Genomic DNA, 16,082 nt, shown 5'->3' with positions numbered 1-16,082 from the left:
GCTGGTTGCCGTCAGTTCGAGCCGACTCGGCGCGTTCGGTTCCTCAGACCTGATCGAGGAAGCGGTCCATGACGCGCGCGCCGAACTGGAGCGCGTCGACCGGGACCCGCTCGTCCACGCCGTGGAAGAGCGCGGTGAAGTCGAGCTCCTCGGGCAGCCGCAGCGGCGCGAAGCCGTACGTCCTCATCCCGAGCCGCTTGAAGTGCTTGGCGTCGGTGCCGGCGGACATGAGGTAGGGGGCGACCAGGGCGTCGGGGTCCTCGGCGATCAGCGAGCGCTCCATCGCGGCGACGAGGGCGCCGTCGTACGGGGTCTCCCACGGCATCTGGTTCTGGTCGAACTCGATGTCGATCCCGTCCCCGCACAGCTTACGCAGCGTCTCGAAGAAGTCGTCCTCGAAGCCCGGCAGGAAGCGGCCGTCGACGTGAGCGGTGGCCTCGGTGGGGATGACGTTGACCTTGTAGCCGGCGCTGGTCATGGTCGGATTGGTCACGTTGCGCAGGGTGGCGCCGATCATCCGGGCGGCCGGGCCGAACTCCTCGACGAGCCGCTCGGCGTTCTCCGGGGTGGGCTCCTCCCCCGCGATCTCGCCGACCGCGGCGAGCAGCGTCTGCATCGTCGGGGTCAGCTGCACCGGCCACTCGTGGGCGCCGATACGCGCGATCGCGCCGGAGAGCCGGGTGATCGGGTTGTCGCGGTTGATCATCGAGCCGTGCCCGGCGGTGCCACGGGCCGTCAGCTTCATCCAGGCCATGCCCTTCTCGGCAGCCTCGATGAGATAGAGGCGGCGTCCCTTCACCGTCGTCGAGAAGCCACCGACCTCACCGACCGCCTCGGTGCAGTGGGCGAGCAGGTCGGGGTGGTCCTCGACGAGCACGTGGGCGCCCTTCATCCCGCCGGCCTCCTCGTCGGCGGTGAAGGCGAGCGTGATCGGGCGCTCCGGGATCCTTCCCGTGCGCTGGCGCTCACGGACGACCGCGAGCAGCATCGCGTCGAAGTCCTTCATGTCGACGGCCCCCCGCCCCCACACGTAGCCCTCCTGGATCTCCCCCGAGAAGGGGTCGATCCGCCAGTCCTCCGCCGCGGCGGGGACTACGTCGAGGTGACCGTGCAGGAGCAGCCCGTCACCGGAGGACCCGCCCCATTGCGCGACGACCGATGCCCGGCCGTGCTCCGACTCGTAGATCTCGGAGGAGATCCCGACCTCGTCGAGCTGCGCCGCGACGTACTCGGCCGCCTTCCGCTCCCCCGGCCCCGGGTCGTTGCCGTAGTTGCTGGTGTCGATGCGGATCAGGTCACGGCAGAGGTCGACGACCTCGTTCTCGGCGCTGGTCATAGTTGCCACCGTATCGACCGGGTGCGACAAACCGCCCCCTGACGTCCACCTATGCGCAACCTGAGGATTCGGAACGGTCTGTTAAATCGGTTTCTATGGACGCATGCAGAAGCGTGCCCTCCTCTCCGCCCACCGCGCCGCGGCGCGTCAGTCGGGGCACCGTGACAACTCCTGGGAGTCGCTGCTGGAGGCCGTACGGATGGAGGTCGACTACGTCGAGTTCGACGTGCACCGCACCCGCGACGGCGAGTTCGTCCTCCACCACGACGGCCACATCCGCGACCGCATCGGCCGCCGGGTCCGGATTGCGGAGCGGTCCTACGCCGCCCTGGCGCGGCTCGCGCCGTTCCACCTGGTGCGCTACCGGGAGGCCCTCGAGTTGCTCGCCGCCCACGGCAAGCACGCCCACATCGACCTCAAGTTCGCCTCGCCGTCGAACCACCTCGGGCTCGCGCAAGAGGTCGACGCAGCCGAGATCGCCCTCGAGGTGATGAACGAGAGCTTCATCGTGACCACGATGGTCGACGAGTCCGTACGCGCCCTGCGCGACTGGGCCGACCTCCGCTCCCCCTCGACGCTGGTCGGGCTCTCCCTCGGCGGCGTCGACTTCCGCCATCACCCGTTCAAGCTGTTCCGGCTCAAGCTCTCGGAGTTCTTCCCCGAGGGCCGCATCCGCCGCTGCCGCTCCAACCTGGTCGTCGTCGAGCAGCGCCTCGCCGATGTCTGGCTGCTGCGCTGGGCGCATCGCCGCAACATCAAGGTCCTGGTCTGGACCGTCGACAACCCCGGCCGTCTGCGCCGTTTCGTGTACGACAAGCGGGTCTGGATGGTCACCAGCAACCACCCCGCACGCGCTCTTCTCCCAGCCTGACCTGGGCGTGTGCGCATAGGGCCATCCCGATTCGGCACCGGGACGGCCTCCTGATAATGTTCTTCTTGTTGCGCGCGGGTGGCGGAATAGGCAGACGCGCTAGCTTGAGGTGCTAGTCCACGTATTAGTGGGTGGGGGTTCAAGTCCCCCCTCGCGCACAGAGAGAAACCCCAGGGAGACCTGGGGTTTCTCGCATTTCCGGAGAGCTGCTGCCAACCTCGGTGCCATGAACCTCGAGGTACGCACCATCACCGCCGATGACTGGTCTCTCCTCCGCGACGTCAGCCTGCGGGCGCTGGCCGACTCACCCGATGCCTTCAGAACGACGCTGCCTGAGGCCCAGGCGTTCACGGACGACGTCTGGCTGCGGCGGTCCGCGGGGCCATCACCGATCCTGATGGTGCTGGAAGACGGCCGAGGAGTCGCGATGGGCGGCGCCTTCACTCCCCAGGACAGCACCGTCGCCTACATCTGGGGCATGTGGACCGCACCCGAGGCACGCGGCCGTGGGTACGCCGCCGGGCTCCTCACCGATCTGGTGAACTGGTGCCGCGACCGCGACCTCGGCGTACGCCTGCACGTGACCGAGGGCAACGAAGCCGCGCGCCGGCTCTATGTCGTCCACGGCTTCAAGCCGACCGGTGTGTGGGAGCCGCTTCGGGAAGGATCCGCGCTGCGGGTCGAGGAGCTACAGCTCGTGAAGTGACCGACGGCAACGCTCAAGTCGAGGCGTCTCTGAGCGACGTGGGCGAGCCGGCACCGCACATGAAGGAGACCCCGATAGCGTCGGGGGGTGGCCAGTCCTCGCCGATCCAGTGCTCGTCGCCGCGGCGGGCGTCCGCGCCGGAGCGGGACGCGACAACCGAAGCGGCCGTTGCCGGCCGTCGGTCCGGGCGAGCGGCTGTGGGTGCTCGACGTCCCTTACGGCACCCAGGTCGAGGGCGCCACCTGGCACCCGGAAGTCAAGGCCCACCTGTACGTCGGGCACGCTGTGCCGGCGCACCTCGCGCCCTACGTTCCGGGTCCGTACACGCTCGGTCGGTTCATCGAGAGCACCCTCAATCCCGACACGCCGACGCAGAGCCTCTGGGCGACCGACGCGCTCGAGCCGCGGCAGATCCAGTACGAGGCTGCCGACGCTATCGCGGCGCGCGCTACCGCGGGCGGACGGCAGTTCCTGCTGGCCGATGAGCCCGGCGTGGGCAAGACGATCTCGGCGGTCCTCGGGGCGACGGCGGTGGGCGACCTCCGCGGTGCGCGACGGGTGCTGGTCGTAGCCGACCGTCCCGCCGCGATCACGATCGGCCACTGGTGCCGCACGATCACGGCGCTGGGCGACGGCGGTCTCGAATGGGTCGTGATCACGTGGGACCGCCTGGAGAAGGTCAAGGATCACGCATGGGACGTCATCATCGCGGACGAGGCCCACGCGCTGCGACGTACGACAACGAAACGGTGGAAGCTCTGGGCGCGGATCTCGGGCCACGGACGGCCGCACGACAAGGCACCCTTCGTCATCGCGACGACCGCGACGCCCGGACACACGCCGCTCGACCTGCCATATCTCGCCCCGGCCTATGCGCAGGTCCTCGGCGAGCCGATGCAGGAATGGACCTCGGCGACCCAACCCGGCGTCACGTTCGCCACCGCGCTCGAGCGCAACGGCGTCGGGGTCGAGCGGGGACGCTACGGCGCAACGTGGACCGCGGACCCGGCGCGGCGCGCCGCGGACCTCAAACTGGTACGCGGCTGGCTCGAGGACGAGCGGCCGCCCGCGATGCTGCACCGCGCGGCGCCGTGGGGGCCGGTGCCGATCTCCGGCATGCCGGTGGCACTCACGCCGTCGGAGCGGACGGCGTACGAGGCCGAATGGGGAGAGTTCTGCCACGAGATGGACATCGCCCGGCGTGGCCGCAATGTCACCAAGGGGCGGGCGGCGCTGCTGCGCTTCCGGCAGAAGGCCGGGCTGATACGCGTCGATTCCACGGTCGCCTGGATCGTCCAGCAGGTCGAAGCCGAGCGACAGGTGGCGTGCTCGGTCGAGTTCGTCGCGACCGCCGCCGATCCGATCGCCGACCGGCTGCGTGACTCCGGCCTCGAGGTCGCCACGATCTACGGCCGCGACCGATTCGACGCAGAGGCCGAGCGGCTCCGGTTCCAGACCGGGCAGGCGAAGGTCTGCGTCTTCACCACGGTCGCCTCGATCAGCCTGCACGCCGGCGAAACCCTCGCCGACGGTCGCCGGGCGAGCAGCGAGCCGCGGGTCGGCGTCTTCCACCAGGCTCGCTTCTCGGGCATCGCGGGACGGCAGGTGACCGGCCGCACCCACCGCGACCACCAGCTCTCGCCGTGGCACATCGCCTACGCCGAGGGCACCGTCGAGGAGCAGGTCGGCAGGGTGATGGTCGAGCGGATCGCTGCGGCCTCTGCCACCGTGGGAAGCGACACCACCGGCCTCACCGCCGTCGCCCAGATCCTCGGCGCCGACTGGCTTCCCTGCACCACCCTGACCGAGGACGGCGCCTGACCTCAGGCACACTGCAGGAGTGTCCGACCCTCTGCGCAGTCTGCTCGCCGCGCCGCCCGATCTCCCGGTCACCGCCGGCTTGGCCGCTCTCGACGAGGCGCTTCGTGCCCACGGAGCCGCGGTGGTCCACGCACCGCCGGGCACCGGCAAGACGACCTTGGTCCCGCCGGCGGTCGCCGAGGTCGTCGCCGGACGGGTCGTCGTCACGCAGCCCAGCCGCATCGCAGCCCGTGCTGCGGCCCGTCGGCTGGCGCACCTGCTGGGCGAACCGGTTGGCGAAACGGTCGGATACTCCGTGCGCGGAGACCGACGCACCAGTCGACGTACCCGTGTCGAGATCGTCACGACCGGTCTGCTGCTGCGGCGGATCCAGCACGATCCCGAGTTGGTCGGCGTCGGGGCCGTCGTGCTCGACGAAGTACACGAGCGCCACCTCGACGCCGACCTGACCTTGGCGCTGCTCATCGACGTCCGGGCCCACCTGCGTGAGGACCTGTCCCTGGTGGCGATGTCGGCCACCATCGAGGCCGAACGGACCGCCGCACTGCTCGGTGGGATCGACACCGCTCCGGTGATCCGCGTCCTGGGTGCGCTGCACCCGGTCCAAGCGGTCTGGTGCCCGCCGCCTGCTGGGGTGCGCCGCACCGACGACCGGGGCATCACCCCGGCCTTCCACGACCATGTCGCAGCGACCGTACGTCGTGCGCTCGTCGAGCACGAGGGTGACGTCCTGGTCTTCGTGCCGGGTGTCGCGGAGGTCGAGGCGACCGTACGCCGCCTTGCCGGCGTGGACGCGGCCGTGCACGCCCTGCACGGACGGCTGTCCGGCGCCGAGCAGGATCGTGCGCTCAGCGAGGGCCCGCGCCGACGAGTGATCGTCTCGACCGCGGTCGCCGAGTCTTCGCTGACGGTGCCCGGCGTACGTGTCGTGGTGGATGCCGGATTCTCACGCGAGCCGCGCACCGATCACCGTCGTGGACTGGCTTCTCTGGTCACCGTCGCGGTGAGCCGGGCGGCGGCCGAGCAGCGGGCGGGTCGGGCCGGCCGGCTGGGGCCGGGTGTCGTGCTGCGTTGTTGGTCCGAGGCGGAGCACGCGCACCTGGCCGCGCACCCGGAGCCCGAGATCGCGACCGCCGACCTGACGGCCTTCGCCTTGGAGGTGGCGTGCTGGGGCACTCAGGAAGCACAGGACCTGGCGCTGCTCGACCAGCCGCCGGCGCACGCGATGTCGGCGGCCAAGGACGTGCTGGTGGATCTGGGGGCGATGACCGCCGACGGAAGAGCCACCTCGCGGGGCCGGGTGATCGCCGGCGTGCCGGCCGACCCCAGGCTGGCGCGTGCCCTCATCGACGGGGCTGGTCTCGTCGGGGCCAGGCGCGCCTCGGAGGTGGTCGCGATGCTGAGCGATGACGTACGCGCTCCCGGCGGGGACCTGGTTGCTGCACTTCGGTCGCTCCGTGGCAACCAGCGCGCGGGCTCGTGGCGCAGCCAGGCCACCCGCCTGGAGAAGATCGTCGAGAAGCAGGGCCCCACTGACGGCCGGAGCAGCGCGTCGGACCATTCCCAGGCAGCCCGAGCACTCACCGATGACGTGGCGGTGGGGCTGGTGGTGGCGCTGGCGCACCCGGACCGGATTGCGCGCAAGCGTTCGAGTGCCCCGAGCTACCTGATGGCGTCCGGGACGGGCGCGGCGCTCGACCCGCGTGCCCCGGGGCCCTTGGTCGGACTGGAGTGGCTCGCGGTCGGGGACGCGGAGCGGCGGCCCGGGCAACGTGACGCCCGGATCCGAGCGGCGGCCCCGCTCACCGAGGACCTCGCGCTGGAGGCGGCAGGGTCCTTGTGGACCGAGGTGGACGAGGTCACCTGGACCGGAGAGCGGGTGCTGGCTCGCCGGCGTACGCTGCTGGGCGCGATCGAGCTCCGCTCCGTCCCCCTCAGCGATCCACCGGCCGACGCCGTGACCGAAGCGATCCGAGAGGCGGTGGCGAGCGAGGGAATCGCTCTCTTCGCCTGGTCGGAGGCGGCGACGGCGCTGCGCGCCCGCCTTGACTTCCTGCACCGTGCGCTCGGTGACCCGTGGCCCGATGTGAGCGACGTGGCACTGACGCAGAACCTCCAGTCGTGGCTCGGGCCCCAGCTGGCGCGGGTTCGCTCGGCCCAGGATCTTCGTCGCGTCGACGTGGCTGCCGCGCTGCGGGCGATGGTGCCGTGGCCGCAGGCAAACAGGCTCGACGATCTGGCTCCCGAGCGAGTGCAGGTCCCCAGTGGGTCGAGAGTGCGGATCGACTACTCCGCCGAACAACCGGTGCTCGCTGTGCGAATCCAAGAGGTCTTCGGCTGGACCGCAGCGCCGGCCCTCGCGGACGGCCACGTCCCGCTGCTGCTGCATCTGCTCTCCCCCGCGCGACGCCCCGCAGCCGTCACGGCAGACTTGGAGTCCTTCTGGGAGAACGGCTACCCCGGCGTTCGTGCTGATCTGCGTGGGCGCTACCCCAAGCACGCCTGGCCGGAGGATCCCCGCAGCGCACCACCCACCGCGCGTACGAACCAACCCCGCCGAAGGTGAGCGGCGGGACGACATCTGGTCCTGACATGCTGAGCGCATGGACAACGCCTCGCTCGCTCCCGTCGGCACCCTCTTCGGGGTTCCCGCCCGCCCTGCGGACGCGACCAGTTCGGTCGCCGTCATGGGCGTGCCCTTCGACATGGGCTATCACCCGACCCGGGTCGGCGCGCGCTCGGGCCCGGCCCACGTACGCACCCACTCCGCCCTCGTCGCCGAGCACCTGGACGGCTTCGACGTCGACCTGCTGGGCGAGCTCGGCGTCGTCGACACGGGCGACGCGAGGGTGCTGCCGGGCAACGTCGAGCAGAGCTTCGACGCGGTCGAAGCCGGAGTCGCCGCGATCCTCGCCGCCGGCGCGACCCCACTGACCTTCGGCGGCGACGGCGCCGTGACCCTGCCGCAGCTGCGCGCGCTCAGGAAGACCCTCGGGCGCGAGTTCGCGGTGCTGCACTTCGACGCCCACACCGACGCCTACGAGGGCATCTACCCCTACGAGTACAACAACGCCAACACATTCGTGCACGCGGTCCGCGAGGGACTCATCGATCCGGCAGGATCTCTGCACGTCGGGATGCGCGACACCGCCTACGACGGGCGCCCCGGCATCGTCGGCGTGGCGACCGACCTCGGCTACGAGGTCATCACGATGGACCGGATCGTTGCGATGGGCATCCCCGCGCTCGTCGCCCGCCTTCGGGAACGGCTCGCCGGTGTGCCGATCTACCTCTGCTGGGACATGGACGTCTTCGACCCCTCGGTCTCGCCGGGCGTCGTCACGCCGTCCTGGGGCGGCATCACCGTACGCGAGGGGCTGACGATCCTGCGCGGCTTGCGCGGGCTCGAGTTCGCGGCCTTCGACATCAACACCGTCAGCCCGCCGCACGACCACCTGGGCATCACCGCGAGCCTCGCCGCGCAGGTGGCGACGGAGTGCCTCTTCCTCCGCCACGCCGACCTCGTCTAGTGGCGGTCGACGTAGATGACTTCGATGGCGTTGTTCCCGTAGCCCAGGCGGTTCCACGGCGGTACGTCGGGCTGTACGTTTCCGGCGGCGTCGGTCGCTCTGGCTCGAAGGGTGTGCCGGCCGATGCCGATCGCGTCCCAGGTGAAGCTCCAGTCCTGCCACCCGAAGTCGCCCGCGGCGGCCGGCTCCAACTGAGCCGGCCGCCAGTCGCCCGCTCCAGTGAGGCTGACCTCGACCTTCGTGACCGGACCGGTGCCTGACCAGGCCTTCCCGCGGACCGTGCAGGTCTCCTGGGTGAGGACCGAGCCGGGTGCGGGCTCGGTGATGCGGGCGCGAACCCGCATCAGGGTGACGGGCTCATGGGGCCGATCGGGCCATTCGTAGATGTAGTGACCGGTCTGGAACTCTCCGGTGTACGGCTCGGTGAGGACCTCGAGGCGTCGGAGCCACTTCACGGACGCGACGGCGTACCAGTGCGGGACGATCAGCCGGAACGGGGCGCCGTGGTCACCTCCGAGAGGACGGCCGTTCATCTCGTAGGCGATGAGGATCCCGGAGTCGGGGTCGGTGGCCTGCGACAGTGGCAGCGCGCGGGTGAAGGTGAGGTCGTCCTGGTCGGTCTCCGGAAGGACCGCCTGCAGGTGGTAGGGCCCGTGGTCGGCGCCGGTGGCGAGCAGCTCGACCCCGTCGGGCGCCGGCTCGACCTCTGCGAGAACCTCGTGGAGCAGGGCTCCGGTCCACCGTGCCGTGGAGACGGCGAAGTCTCCCCACGGCTCCCCGGTCGGCAGCGGTCTCATCTCCAGGCGCCCGTTGCCTGCGCACTCGAGGGTGACCGTGCGGTCGTGGGCGGGCATCGCACGAAGGTCCTCGAGCGTCAGGGTCGTGGGCTTGCCGACCGCGCCGCCGATCTCGAGGGTGCCGTCGTGGTCGGGCACCGCGAAGTTGCTGCGCACGTAGTGGAGCGCGGTCGGAGTGACGTCCGTGGCCAGGCCGGCCGGTGGCGCCTCGGCGTTGTAGGGCGAGGGGTTGATCATCACCAGAGCGGCGCGGGCCGTCTCCAGCTCATCGGCAACGGTCATGTCGGTTCAGCCTCCTGGGGACGGATCGCGGGTGGGTTCAGAAGTCGGAGTCGGCGAAGGTGGGTTCGCGGCCGTCGTTGAAGGCGCCGATGCCCTCGACCCGGTCGGGGTGGACCGCGGAGCGCCAGTGGGCATCCATCATGATCGCGATGGCTTCCTCGATCGGCTGCCCCTCACCCAGGTGCACCGCCCGCTTCACCGCCTGGACCGCGGTCGGCGAGTTGCCGGCGATCTTCTCCGCGATGCCCAGCGCCGCTGAGGCGAGGTCGCCGGGTTCGTGCAGCTCGTTGACCATGCCCAGCCGGTACGCCTCGGCCGAGGAGACCGGGTCGCCGGTCATCAGCATCTGCAGCGCCTTGCCGCGCGGCAGCAGGCGAGGCAGCAGGGCCGGCGAGCCGCCCCCGGCCGCCAGGCCGAGCATCGCCTCGGGCTGGCCGAACCTCGCGGTGGTCGAGGCGATGATGAAGTCGGTGCTCTGCGCCAGCTCGCAACCGCCGCCGTACGCGATGCCGTTGACGGCGGTGAAGATCGGCTTGCGCAGCTGACGCACGGTGTACAGGGTGCGGTCGAAGGCCTGGCGCTGGCGCAGCCAGTCCTCCTTGGTCATCGCCTTGCGCTGACGCAGGTCGCTGCCGACCGAGAACGCGCGGTCCCCGGCACCTGTCAGGATGACGACGCGTACGCCGGTTCGCACCGCGATCTCCTCGACGGCCTCGGTCAGCCGGGCGCCCATCTCGGTCGAGATCGCGTTGTCGGCATGCGGGCGGTTGAGAGTGATCCGGGCGATGCTTCCGTCGGAGAGATAGTCGAGGAGGACCGATGGTTCGGTCTCCTCGATGTCGGGGGCCGGTGGGGCGAAGTCGAGTGCGTCCCAGCGGTCGGTGCTCGAGGTGCTCATCTGCTTCCTCTCTGGGTTGCCGGGTCGTCGGGTTGCAGGTCTGCGAGCCAGCGCAGCGCGCTCAGGCTCGGGGCGAAGCAGTACTCGCCGCCGCGGGTGACCACGAACGGCGGCAGGTCCTGGAGCCGGCGCCGGATCGGTCGTTGCGGGATCGTGAACGTTCCCGCCTCGCCGTGCGAGCCGACGAGAGGGTCGGCCTCGAGCGGGGCGCCGATGAAGATCCCGTCGTTGAGCCATTGGGTCTTCACGAACTCGAACTGCCGTTTCAGGTGCGCGCCGGCGAACACGAAGATGATGCCGCGATCGGCCCCGTCGTCCTCGAGCACGCCATCGGGCAGTGCCGGGCCATAGCTGGTGCCGCGGCGAATCATCCGGTGCAGCCGCACGTCGACGCTGCCCTCCTGGTCCAAGGCGTCGCGAGGGTTGGCGCGGCGCGCGTGCGCACCGACCGGGCACTTGAAGCCGCGCGGGTCGTCCCCGTAGGCGAAGTCGTTGTTGCGGAGCGGGTCGCTCCCGAGCTCCGGGTCGTCGCGTTCCGGCGCGAGCGCGAGCGGGGCGCCGCTCTGCCAGCGACCGACCATCTTCGCCCCGAGCAGATCCTCCTCGGCACGCGAGTGCGCCCGCGCACGCAGATAGGACCGGTACGCCGCCACCTTGGTGTGCAGCTTGCGGAACACGACGTACGTCCCGTTTCGTCCCAGCACCTCAGGCAACGGCATCGGAGCGAGCTCGCCCGTCTCGTCGGGGTAGCCGAGGACGATCTCTCCGGCCTTGAGCGGGGGCTCGCGCGAGTCGGTGGCAGGTCGGCCGCTGCCTTCGACGGCCGGTTGGCCGATGCCGTCCTTGAAGCCGAACGACGTACGTCCCGTCGCGAGCTGGTAGCAGTCCTGGCGCCAGATGAGCTCGATCCCGGGCAGCTCGGCATGGGCTCGGCGGGCCCGGTCGGCGACCGACCGGAGCCGGTCCTCGTCCGGGGCGAGGACGGAGATGGCGACGTGCACGTCGGCGCTGCCCAGGGGTTTCTCCCAGCGGTCGGGACCACTCTCACCGACGTCGCCCAGGATCTCGGCCCGAGCCGCCATGCCCTGCCGGAACTCGGGGGCGAAGCTCTCGAGGGACTCCTCCGGCACGCCGAGCGCCTTCAGTCCGTGGTAGGTGAACGCGACCGTCAGCGAGGTCTCCCCCGCCTCGCTGGCCTCGCCGGCGGAGGCGAGGAGCCGGTGCAGCCGCCGGACCAGCTCACGGCCGTCGCGGCCGTCGCGGATGCTGAGCAGCAGGTAGACACCGACGTACGGCGAGGGGCGCTCGAACAGCGCACCGGACTGGATGTCGTCCAGCTCGAGGGATGTCTCGTCCATGTCAGTGATGCTCCGGAGGTTCGGGCGGGTCCGGGTTCGCCGCGACCAGATACGGGAACGTGACGGTGGCCGGGCGACTTGCGGAGTCGACGCCATCACTGATCGTGGGGCCGTGGCCGGCGTTGACGAGCTGGGTGAAGAGCGCGTCCATCACGTCGTCGTTCAAGGCCCGTCCCCCGCACGTCCGGTGCGGCTCGCCACGTCGGGCGGCCAGCTCGATCTCGAGGAAGGACCCCTGCTCGGCGTACGGGAAGCCGGCGTCGACGACCAGGTAGTCGGCGAGGACGAGGTCGGTGAGCGGGTGGCTCCCGTCCTCTCCGAGAGGCCAGTCCCGCTTGCCGTCGAGGCAGTCCCAGAACGCGAGGTTGGCATCCAGGCGTGCCCGGAATGCCCCGTAGTACGACTCCCCGAGGTGGAAGGCGTCCTCCATGTTGTAGAGATCGCGGATCTCCAGATCCCGGTTGACCTGGTCGAAGTCCTTGGGAGCCAGCATCATGTTCTTCACCTCGGGCCGGCCGACCCGCTCGATGCGGACGTTGAACTCGCCGCGGGTCAAGGTCTCGGCGACAACGCCCACGAGCATCCCGCCGGGCAGCAGACCGGAGTCGATCTCGACCACGATGCTCAGCACGTTCTTGCCGTCCAGGAAGATCGACCCCTCCTCGGTGAACGCGAGCTTCCGCGTCGCGATCGTGGCCAGCGCGGCGCGGGCGTCCATGATGAACGGGTCCCAGCGCACCCCGGCGAAGACGCGTAGACCGCCGCCGGTACCTCCGATCTCGTCGTTGACACCGAAGGTGACCGTCTCCCCGGTCGGAGTCACGCAGCTGCCCCGCTGCTCGTGGTCCGGTCGACCGGTATCCGGGTTCGTCACGTGCTCCGGCGGGTCGAAGACGCAGTCGAGAACCACTTCGTCCTCGCCCGGGACGAACATCCAGCTTGCCGACCCGGAGGCAGGTGCGCTCAGCGGCCGCAGTCGGAAGCGGTAGAGCAACCCCGCTGAGAACAGGTCGTCGGGTTTCGCCATCGGCAGCGTGTTCATCACGAGTACGAGGCGGCCTGGGGAGTCGGGGCTCGGGAAGGCGTAGAAGTCGGTGATGTCCGCGATCGGATCGGCGAGGGCGCGCGGCCCTGAGATGTGGTCAGACACTGTTGCTCCTCGACCGGCCCACGGGGCTAGTCGGCGGCCTCGTCGAGCAACGGCTGCATCGCGGGGTGCTCGAGGATCTCGGCGGCCTGCGGGTGGTCGAGGACCTGTTGGAAGGCGCTGTTCACGCGTTGCGCCTTGCGGATCTCCTTGACCGTGCCGCCGTAGTTTCGGGCGTACGCAGCGGCGCTCTGCTCGGCTCCCAGGACGAACGAGCGCACGGCCGCCAGATCCGGCAGTCCGTCGTACCCCTCGACGTGGCTGAAGATCACGTCGAAGAGAGCCAGCGTCGGACCCGAGGTGAAGAAGTCCTCCATGTAGGCATCCCACGGCCCGTCGAAGCTGGTGATGAACGCCAGCTGGGTGTCGTCGTCGAACAGCACGAACCGCGCCTCATGGATGGTCTGGATCGCCATACCGTAGTCCCCCGGCCGGTAGCCGGGCGTCTCCTGGAGCGCCTGCAATGCATGGCGCAGGGGCGCCGCCTCATCGGGCTTGACCCGGAAGAACAGGCTGAACTCGCTCGTCGGCCCGACGCTCAGCCCAGGCTTCGGAGCGCTCACGTCTGATGTGGTCACGGCTTCCTCCAGGTCTCCGGCAGATGAAACTCCAGCCGTCTGACCGTAGGAGCATGTCCGCGCCGATGACGTCATCCCCTGCGGATGAGCCGACGCGGACCTGGGCCGCAACGACGACTCACTGCGGTAGGAGCTCGAGCTCGCGTGCACGCCTGACGGCGGCGTTCCGGCGGCTGACACCCAGCTTCCGAAGGATGTTGCGCACGTGGGTGCGGATCGTGTTGACGGAGATGTACATGACGCTCGCGATCTCCTCGGTCGTGAGGAGGTTCGCGAGATGACCCAGGACCTCCATCTCCTTCTCCGTGAGCTCTTCGAACACGGGTGCGGGCGGGCGCGCCGCGGCGGAGGTCGGTGCACCCGTCCGGACGGACGACCCCCGCGAGGGCGCCATCGAGATCTCGAAGAGCCATTCGTGCTCAGCGCTCAGCTGCTTGTCCCGCACGAGCAGCTGTCGCACCACTGATGGCGCCTCGTGGAAAGGGCGTCGCACTCGCTCCTGCGAGGCCAGCGTGAGTGCCCGGTGGAGCGCCGCGTGTGCCCGCGCTGATGGTCCGTCGTGGAGCCGACGCGTGCACTCCACCAGCCATCCGGCGACCTGGACCGGCACAGCCGCCCGCTTGGACAGGACAGTGGACATCGCGGCGTCTGCAGCCTTCGCATCACCCAGGTGCAGCTGCATGAGCCCGACGACGAGGGCCGCCTCGGGCTGGTCGCCCAGGCCCTCGACCTCGGCTGCCGCCGGCTCGCCAGCGGCGAATCGAACGTGGGCGAGCTCGATGCGGAGCTGCTGACCGAGCCAACCCCGCTCGTCCGTGACTCCCGCGGCCGCCTGCTCGAGCCTGCCGACCGCGCCCAGCCGGTCACCGTGCGCCACCTGGAGGCGCGCCCTGACCAAGGCCAGAAAAGCATGTGGAATCGGATCGCGCAGCAGCAGGTCTGTTCGCTCGACCGCCTGAACGTGATCGGCTGCCGCGCGCAGGTCGTACCTCTCCATCTCCACCCAGCCCAGCGCTATCCGGGCGGCGGCCGACCGGTCAGCCGCGTTGCCACCAACGCAGTCGGCCTCACCGATCGCTCGATCCCCGAGCTTCGCGGCCTTGGAGAGCTTGCCCCGGCAGCAGGCGATGACGGCCTGGTAGCCCAGGCACTCCACCAGCACGGCCTCGGACCCGGCTCCCACGGCCGCTGCGACACCGGACTTGAACATCGCATCGGCCGTCGCGAGCCTTCCCTGGCGCAGGGCAGCGATGCCCTTGCTGAGCAGGATGAGAGCAACCAGCTCGGGACGGGAGCTCCTCTTCGGTCCGCGGTCGGGCGCTTCCAACGCCTGTTCGGCCGCCGTGGCGAGGGACATCGCTTCGCTCGGGTCCTCAGACGCCTGCGCACCGACGGCTTCCAGCACCCGGACCGCGACGTTCGTGGCCCAGAGACGAGACCCTGATATCTCACCCGGCTCGGTCCGCACCTGGGCCAGCTCGTTCGTGAACCCGGCGGTGTCGCCGGCTCCCAGCGCGAGGGTCGCTCTCACGACGGTGGATGCGGGGTCCTCCAGCTCGGGCGGGATCGACCGCAACGACCGGGTCAAGGCGCTGGTGCTGTCCTCGAGCAGCAGCTGGCCGACTGCCAGGTCATCGACCACCTCAGCGGCCGCCTCCTCCCAAGCCTCGATCGCCACGAAGTGACCGACGGACTCGGTGACCTGGCCGTCGCGGGCGTACCACTCGGCCGCTGTTCGCTGCAGGCGTCTCAACTCGTCAGGAGACTCATAGGCGAGCACGGCGCGAAGAAGATCCCGGAAGAGCGGGTGATAGCGGTAGCACCCGGGATGCTCTGAAACGGGCTCGATGAGCACGTTGTCCCGGGTCAGGAAGCTCAGCGTACGTTCGGCCGTGGGGCCGGCGAGCGCCTCGGCCAGGCCCGGTTGGATCGTGTCGGGAATGCTCGTCGCCAGCAGCAGGGCTCGTACTTCTGGGCTCTGCGCAGCGAGCACCTCGCCCACGAGGTACTCCGCGATGTTGCCGGTGTCGCCGACGATCTCCGCGACAGCGTCATTCGGATCCTGCCGCATCCGCAGCAGCTGTGCGCCGAACCGCAGCCCGGCCGCCCATCCCTTCGTCCGGACGTTGAGCGCGTGCACGGATTCCGGCGTCAGGGTCAGTCCTGCCCGCAGGGTCAGCTCACCGGCTTCCTCATCGGTGAAGGCCAGGTCCGACATCCGCACCTCGACGACCGTGTCGTCGAGCCGGTACCGGTACATCGGAAGCACCGGATCGGCCCGCGTCGCCATCACCAGCCGGAGCCGGTCGCCGGTATGTCGCAGCAGGAAGTCCAGATCTTCCGCAAGGTCAGCAGAGAGCAGGTCGTGTCCGTCCACCACGACCGTCAGTCGTTCCGAGTGGCCGCAGATCTCCTCCGCAACCGCCCGGCGAACCTGGCGGTCGAGCAGGCCCTCGTCCCGGCGGACCGTATCGGGTGAAACCGCAACGCCCAGGCTTTCGAGGCACCCGAGGAGACCGGGCCAGAACGCAACATCCGTCCCCTCGAAGGTGATCCACGCTGTGCGATCCCGCTCCCCTCCCGCCGCGACCCAGTCCGCCAGCAGGGCCGTCTTCCCGGTCCCGGCCGGCGCGCTGACCAGCACGAGCGGGCAGTCGTCACTGCGATCGAGCATCTGTAGGAGGCGGGGTCGCGGCGCATATCCCGAGGGAACCGTCGGGATGCCGAACCAGCCGTCACCGGGGTGAGGTCCCATCGC

The 16,082-nt window shown here is 70.1% G+C and carries 12 protein-coding genes and 1 tRNA gene; 6 read left to right on the top strand and 7 right to left on the bottom strand.

Translation table 11 applies throughout. The features are described 5' to 3' along the window. Nucleotides 1-43: 43 nt before the first annotated feature. Nucleotides 44-1,336: a M20/M25/M40 family metallo-hydrolase gene (locus tag ACIRON_RS14930; RefSeq protein ID WP_402993060.1), complete on the bottom strand. Its 1,293-nt coding sequence runs from the start codon at nucleotides 1,334-1,336 to the stop codon at nucleotides 44-46. Between the two features lie 103 nt (nucleotides 1,337-1,439). Here ACIRON_RS14930 and ACIRON_RS14925 point away from each other — a divergent pair, with 103 nt between their 5' ends. From ACIRON_RS14925 to ACIRON_RS14900, 6 genes are all read left to right on the top strand, one after another. Continuing rightward, complete coding sequence (locus ACIRON_RS14925) at nucleotides 1,440-2,207, top strand: glycerophosphodiester phosphodiesterase (protein ID WP_402993059.1); 768 nt, start codon at nucleotides 1,440-1,442, stop codon at nucleotides 2,205-2,207. A 72-nt stretch (nucleotides 2,208-2,279) separates the two neighbouring features. Further along, nucleotides 2,280-2,365 (top strand) — tRNA-Leu (locus ACIRON_RS14920). Nucleotides 2,366-2,433: 68 nt separating this feature from the next. Continuing rightward, a complete protein-coding gene (locus ACIRON_RS14915) occupies nucleotides 2,434-2,913 on the top strand; it encodes a GNAT family N-acetyltransferase (protein ID WP_402993058.1) in 480 nt (159 codons plus the stop codon). A 168-nt stretch (nucleotides 2,914-3,081) separates the two neighbouring features. Then, nucleotides 3,082-4,734, top strand: coding sequence for a helicase (locus tag ACIRON_RS14910; RefSeq protein WP_402993057.1), 1,653 nt, complete (start codon nucleotides 3,082-3,084; stop codon nucleotides 4,732-4,734). A gap of 19 nt (nucleotides 4,735-4,753) precedes the next feature. Continuing rightward, a complete protein-coding gene (hrpB, locus tag ACIRON_RS14905) occupies nucleotides 4,754-7,300 on the top strand; it encodes an ATP-dependent helicase HrpB (RefSeq protein WP_402993056.1) in 2,547 nt (848 codons plus the stop codon). A 37-nt stretch (nucleotides 7,301-7,337) separates the two neighbouring features. Beyond that, nucleotides 7,338-8,264: an arginase family protein gene (locus tag ACIRON_RS14900; protein ID WP_402993055.1), complete on the top strand. Its 927-nt coding sequence runs from the start codon at nucleotides 7,338-7,340 to the stop codon at nucleotides 8,262-8,264. Here ACIRON_RS14900 and ACIRON_RS14895 read toward each other — a convergent pair. The 6 genes from ACIRON_RS14895 to ACIRON_RS14870 all read right to left on the bottom strand — a co-directional run bounded on the left by ACIRON_RS14895 (nucleotide 8,261) and on the right by ACIRON_RS14870 (nucleotide 15,998). Further along, complete coding sequence (locus ACIRON_RS14895) at nucleotides 8,261-9,343, bottom strand: sulfite oxidase (RefSeq protein WP_402993054.1); 1,083 nt, start codon at nucleotides 9,341-9,343, stop codon at nucleotides 8,261-8,263. The two genes, ACIRON_RS14900 and ACIRON_RS14895, sit on opposite strands and share 4 nt — an antisense overlap. Before the next feature lie 37 nt (nucleotides 9,344-9,380). Then, nucleotides 9,381-10,241: an enoyl-CoA hydratase/isomerase family protein gene (locus tag ACIRON_RS14890; protein WP_402993053.1), complete on the bottom strand. Its 861-nt coding sequence runs from the start codon at nucleotides 10,239-10,241 to the stop codon at nucleotides 9,381-9,383. Continuing rightward, on the bottom strand, nucleotides 10,238-11,599 hold the full coding sequence (locus tag ACIRON_RS14885; protein WP_402993052.1) for a Dyp-type peroxidase: 1,362 nt from the start codon (nucleotides 11,597-11,599) through the stop codon (nucleotides 10,238-10,240). Before ACIRON_RS14885 ends, ACIRON_RS14890 begins: the two co-directional genes overlap by 4 nt. A gap of 1 nt (nucleotide 11,600) precedes the next feature. Then, entirely contained in the window at nucleotides 11,601-12,749 is a 1,149-nt protein-coding gene (locus tag ACIRON_RS14880) for a DUF4331 family protein (protein ID WP_402993051.1), read from the bottom strand. Between the two features lie 26 nt (nucleotides 12,750-12,775). Beyond that, nucleotides 12,776-13,324 (bottom strand): hypothetical protein, encoded by a 549-nt coding sequence (locus ACIRON_RS14875; protein WP_402993050.1) that lies wholly within the window; start codon nucleotides 13,322-13,324, stop codon nucleotides 12,776-12,778. Between the two features lie 118 nt (nucleotides 13,325-13,442). Beyond that, on the bottom strand, nucleotides 13,443-15,998 hold the full coding sequence (locus ACIRON_RS14870) for a LuxR C-terminal-related transcriptional regulator (RefSeq protein ID WP_402993049.1): 2,556 nt from the start codon (nucleotides 15,996-15,998) through the stop codon (nucleotides 13,443-13,445). Between the last annotated feature and the right edge of the window lie 84 nt (nucleotides 15,999-16,082).

Source organism: Nocardioides sp. NPDC101246 (genome assembly GCF_044767415.1).
Lineage (GTDB): Bacteria > Actinomycetota > Actinomycetes > Propionibacteriales > Nocardioidaceae > Nocardioides.
This window is presented reverse-complemented; position numbering and strand designations above follow the sequence as displayed.